Genomic DNA, 4,558 nt, shown 5'->3' on the forward strand with positions numbered 1-4,558 from the left:
TAGGGGAGTATAGGAAGGAGACTTAGGCTTTTTTTCTACTAATGAAACTGGGGTTAATGAAACTGGGCTTGTAGTCTGGTTGTGGTTAGTTTCTTTGACCAATGGCTTGGTCATTACTGTTACTTTCTGGGATATTGCTGTCGGGCTTTTTCCTACAATTTCCCTACTATTGTCCCTACTATTCTGAAACGGTCTTGGTTGAGTCTGCACAAAGGTTTGAGCTGTGTTTCCGGTTCCTGAATAGCTGTCAGGATTGACTCGCCATTGCCCATCAAAACCGTCCGCTGATTCTGTACGCTGTCGCTGAAGACGTGACATGATGGCTGTAGGCTGCAAAACTCCAGAACCATAACGGAATTTTACCTGTTCCGGTAAAACGGATTTTTGTACAAGTCTTGCCGCTGTCCCTTGAGTAGCTTGGTAATGAGAATGTAACTGCTGGGTATTAATGACCCCAGCCGGTTTAACCAGTCGCCGCTGTAAACGTTGCCCCAAGGTTGAATTGTAAGGAGAATCTTCCATTCTTTTGTTGCAAAATAGCGGTTTTCAATTAGTGCGTAGGGTGCGTTAGGGGCGGAAAGCCTCTGATTTTTTGCCTCGTAGCCAGGGTTGGGATAGTCCGCCCCGTAACGCACCACCCAAGGGCGAGCCCTAATTTTCCGCCTCGTAGCCAGCTTTGGGATAGTCCGCCCGATTGTAACGGGCAAGATGCCCGTTCCACCCACCAGGTCAAGTAGCAAAAATCCGATGCACCCCAGCTCAATAGCGATCGCTAATTTTGTGAGCCTTCAGATAAACTCTATCTGACCGGTTTGGGCATTCAAACGCCGATTAATCTGGGCAACTTCGTCCACCCACCGTCGTCGCTGACTGTGTTCCATGGCCATGATAGATTCATAGTGCCAATGAAAGTGGTAGGCGAGATAGGCTACCTCCTGATGGAGTTGATCCAGGGGGTAGCCTAAGATTCCCCCGACATATCTAGTTCCACGGCAAAATCTTTTTCACAGTGGGGACAGATAATCTGGAGCGATCGCATGCCATTGCCATTGATCCGATTGTACAGATCCTGCAAATAAGCCAAGTCTGAGGCAAATAACCCTTCAATCACTTTTGGGTTAATCATTTCTACAGAACCGATGCGGGTGACCACCCGAGATAGCAGAATCACAATTAAATAGGCTGGGTTAGATTGTACGCGAGGGTCTTTCAGGGGCACAATTTCATCAGCAGCCGTTGCCAATCGCATTGTCCCTTCCCGATGTAAATTCCCCTGTTTGTCCACATAACCTGCTGGTAATGTAAACTCATACTCAGTTTGCAGCATTGTTGCTTGCTCAGGCATGGTGAAATTAGTCATAATTTATACCCGCTCAAGACGTTCACAACTCACGGTGAGGGTATCAATGGCAACATCACTTCCTTTGGCATCCAAACTAGGTGCTTCATACTTACTAGCCCAGGCATTGAAGAAGTTCCAGCGTACTTTCTCCTGTCCGGTATCATCAAGCAGAATGATGGAACCATTTTTGCGTTCAACCTTGCCATTGACTGCAGCTAAGTGCCAGTCATAGAGTTCACGGGAATCGGTTATTCCCCATTTCAGGGAAATGTCAGGATAACTCGCTTTCCCTCGCAACTTACGTACTGTAGCATCGTCTCCACCTTCACGATATTCAACGATTTCTACTTCAGAACCAAAACCACTACATTCAGAAAATCCTGCCTGAACAATGCCATCAATTTCCATCAGGAAACGAAAGTTCTTATAGGGATCAACTCTTGCCATGACTAAACCTCCTTTCCAGTTAGTTCAAAAGTTTGTTTATTACTCGCCTGATTACTCACCAGCGGTTTGCTGGATGCGGAAGATCACGAATTCCGCAGGCTTGACAATTGCCACCCCAATCAGGGCAACGACTTGCCCCAACTCTCTTACTTCTTTGGGATTGGTTTCCGCGTCACATTTAACAAAGAAAGCTTGCTCTGGTGTTTCCCCAAACAAGGCTCCATCGCGCCATTCATTTAACAGAAAATCCCCCACTGTCCGTTTAATCCGTTGCCACAGGGCTAGATTATTCGGTTCAAAGACAGCAAACTGTGTCCCGTCATCAATAGATTCTTGTAGGTAGTTGAAATAGCGACGGGTACTGACGTAGCGAAAATCAGCATTAGCATCATCTGCCATAGTCCGGGCTCCCCAGACTTTAATGGTGCCTTTGAAAGAACGGATCACGTTAATCCCTTCCGGATTTAAACCATCCTGCTGGGCTTTACTAATGGGACGACTGACATCAAGGGCATTAACAATAACTTCGTTAGCAGGTGCTTTAAAAACTCCCCGGGTGGCATCATTACGAGCATAGATTCCAGCAAGATGACCACTAGGAGGTAGAGTATCTGGGGCATTGCTAACGGGATCAAAGACTTTAATCCAAGGATAGTAGATAGCAGCATAGCTGGCTTGCTGACTACGACCAACAGGACGGATACCGCTTACATTGCTAGGTTCTTGATCTGCATTACCATCTAAGATAGCTACTCTATCTCCCATCTTGGCGCAGTGAGCGATAATAGCAGTGTGTTGAGTTTGACTTATTGCTCCAGGTACGGCAACAATGGTGATTTCATCAACTGTTTCAAACTTCTCTAACTCTTCAGCCGGGTTATCAATGTCTGTTGCAGTGGAAGTTTGTGTTGCAGCGGCAGCTTGTGTTGCAAGGGCAGCTTCTGTTGCAGCGGCAGCTTTTGTTGCAGCGGCAACCCGCAGTACATAACAACGGGAACCTCCATTGAAGAAGAAGCCATACACAGCATGGGCTAAGATTTTATTGCCCTCTTGGAAATCACCAAACCTAGTTTTGAATTCTTCCCAACTGGTAATTAATGTTGGTTCACCTGCGGTCGCCCGCTCATACGGGGCAGGAACAGGATTACCCTCATCATCTAAAACAAGGTTACCTTCATCATCCTTTTGAAACTGTCCTGGTTGCTCTGGCATAGTAACATTATCAGCTACCACACCAATAAACCCAGCGACACTGGTTGCAACTCCAGCAACAGGTAGGGAAGCGGGTGGCACGTATTCAACATAGACTCCAGGGGAGAGATACTGTGGCATGACTTTTACTCCTTGATCATCACAAAAATTACTGCTGTAACTCTAGGTTGTAATTACTTGCTGCGGATTCTACTGGGATAGTGATATTAACCTCCTGTACTACATCGTCTAACTGCACCCGTAAGGTATAAGCACCAGCAGGAATTGCCCCGATGCTATAGTTTCCATCTCTATCAGTGGCTGCCCTCAGATTACGCTCAACCAAAACAACCGTTGCGCCTACAACAGGTTTATTGTCAGCATCCGTAACTCGCCCACCAATCCGGAAAAATCGTTGTGCGGTGTCTGGCACCAGTTCTGGTGAGGATGGTGAAATCCTCTGACCTAAAAATCCTTGTGCGGTGCTTGGCACAAGTTGTGGTGAGGATGGTGAAATCCGCTGACCTAATTGCCAATCTTGAGTAATGACAATGGGGGTTGGGTCTGGCTCAAATAGTTCCTTGATCGCAATGGTTACTTTAACTGTGATGGAAGGACGTAATTGATTCCCCAATGCAGTCCAAAACTCAGCAGTGCTTTGTACGCCATCTACTTGAGCAGTTACCATTGGTAAGGCTGGTTCTTGCCCAGCAAGTCGGGTATTTTCTAAAAAAGGTATTTCTGGAATAGTTGGATAAGCTGAGAATACTTGCAGCACTTGGCTGAGTAATCGGTGTTCTTGCAGGGGTAATTCTTCGCCACCAATGGGCCAAGCTGTGACTAAATAAGAACAGGCTATGCGCTTTGGAGGATTATGAATAATTGCCTTTCCATCGCGCCTCTCGATCGTTGGTTCATTATTACGTAATTCCAGGTGTTCCCGAATATCGTACAGAAATAAATTCACCGTCGTCTGTCCAGGACTAAACGTTTCTGAGGGACGCTCAAAGGAAATTTGAGCCTCCGCTAATTCTGGAAACCTCGACGATAGGCTGGTCTGTTCCAAAATTCTTCTCAACACTTGACTCAGATCGCTAATCATCCTAACTGACCGGGTTGGATTTACTGAGCAGCCACGTACCAGACTCTGAAAGCCTAGGGCGTGTTTGTCAACGTAATTATTATTAATTTTTCAGAGATTCTGTACAAGTCACGTTTTCTAGCTAGTCAAGTTTGACTAACTCATTTGAACTAATCGATTTGGACTAGCAAAATTTTGTGACTTGTTTGTGAAATCCAAAATTGATAAATTAACGCTATTCCTCTGCAGATAGGGAGATGGCTAGATGGGTAGATGGGCAAATATGGAAATGGAGAGATGGGGAAATGAGGAGATAAAATTGATGGCTAGCCGTAATTTACAGAATTGGGATAAAAACTGCTATTTTAATGGGAGTGACGTCTTGAAAATGCTGATAACTCCTCTTTTCAGCCAACTTGATTCCAAGCAATGGATCGGTGTACTGGATCCAGCCTTGGCGCTCTCCTATTATGGAGTCCACATAGCTCAGCAGCTAG

At 45.8% G+C, this 4,558-nt stretch carries 7 protein-coding genes; 1 reads left to right on the forward strand and 6 read right to left on the reverse strand.

Features of this window, described 5'->3' with window-relative positions:
* The 6 genes from F6K37_RS32710 to F6K37_RS32730 all read right to left on the reverse strand — a co-directional run.
* Window positions 1-522, reverse strand: a 522-nt coding sequence (locus F6K37_RS32710; RefSeq protein WP_287254812.1) for a hypothetical protein, incomplete at its 3' end; no start/stop codon positions are given.
* A 266-nt stretch (window positions 523-788) separates the two neighbouring features.
* A complete protein-coding gene (locus F6K37_RS45000) occupies window positions 789-968 on the reverse strand; it encodes a DUF6760 family protein (protein ID WP_083373623.1) in 180 nt (59 codons plus the stop codon).
* Complete coding sequence (locus F6K37_RS32715; RefSeq protein ID WP_071107698.1) at window positions 962-1,327, reverse strand: hypothetical protein; 366 nt, start codon at window positions 1,325-1,327, stop codon at window positions 962-964. The genes F6K37_RS45000 and F6K37_RS32715 overlap by 7 nt, the downstream gene beginning before the upstream one ends.
* Window positions 1,328-1,363: 36 nt before the next feature.
* Entirely contained in the window at window positions 1,364-1,789 is a 426-nt protein-coding gene (locus F6K37_RS32720; RefSeq protein WP_071103394.1) for a phage tail protein, read from the reverse strand.
* A 51-nt stretch (window positions 1,790-1,840) separates the two neighbouring features.
* Window positions 1,841-3,121, reverse strand: coding sequence for a phage tail sheath family protein (locus tag F6K37_RS32725; protein WP_287254814.1), 1,281 nt, complete (start codon window positions 3,119-3,121; stop codon window positions 1,841-1,843).
* 28 nt (window positions 3,122-3,149) lie between these two features.
* On the reverse strand, window positions 3,150-4,082 hold the full coding sequence (locus F6K37_RS32730) for a Pvc16 family protein (protein ID WP_287254816.1): 933 nt from the start codon (window positions 4,080-4,082) through the stop codon (window positions 3,150-3,152).
* 244 nt (window positions 4,083-4,326) lie between these two features.
* Between F6K37_RS32730 and F6K37_RS32735 the strand changes: the two genes are divergently transcribed.
* On the forward strand, window positions 4,327-4,558 hold a 232-nt coding region (locus F6K37_RS32735), incomplete at its 3' end, for a hypothetical protein (RefSeq protein ID WP_287254818.1).

Origin of the sequence: Moorena sp. SIO4E2, assembly GCF_010671945.1 — a bacterium.
GTDB classification, from domain to species: domain Bacteria; phylum Cyanobacteriota; class Cyanobacteriia; order Cyanobacteriales; family Coleofasciculaceae; genus Moorena; species Moorena producens.

Bases quoted from the DNA above. Each gene is read 5' to 3' on its own strand.
- F6K37_RS32715 (WP_071107698.1), bottom strand. From the start codon at position 1,327: ATGCTGCAAACTGAGTATGAGTTTACATTACCAGCAGGTTATGTGGAC.
- F6K37_RS32720 (WP_071103394.1), bottom strand. From the start codon at position 1,789: ATGGCAAGAGTTGATCCCTATAAGAACTTTCGTTTCCTGATGGAAATT.
- F6K37_RS32725 (WP_287254814.1), bottom strand. From the start codon at position 3,121: ATGCCACAGTATCTCTCCCCTGGAGTCTATGTTGAATACGTGCCACCC.
- F6K37_RS32730 (WP_287254816.1), bottom strand. From the start codon at position 4,082: ATGATTAGCGATCTGAGTCAAGTGTTGAGAAGAATTTTGGAACAGACC.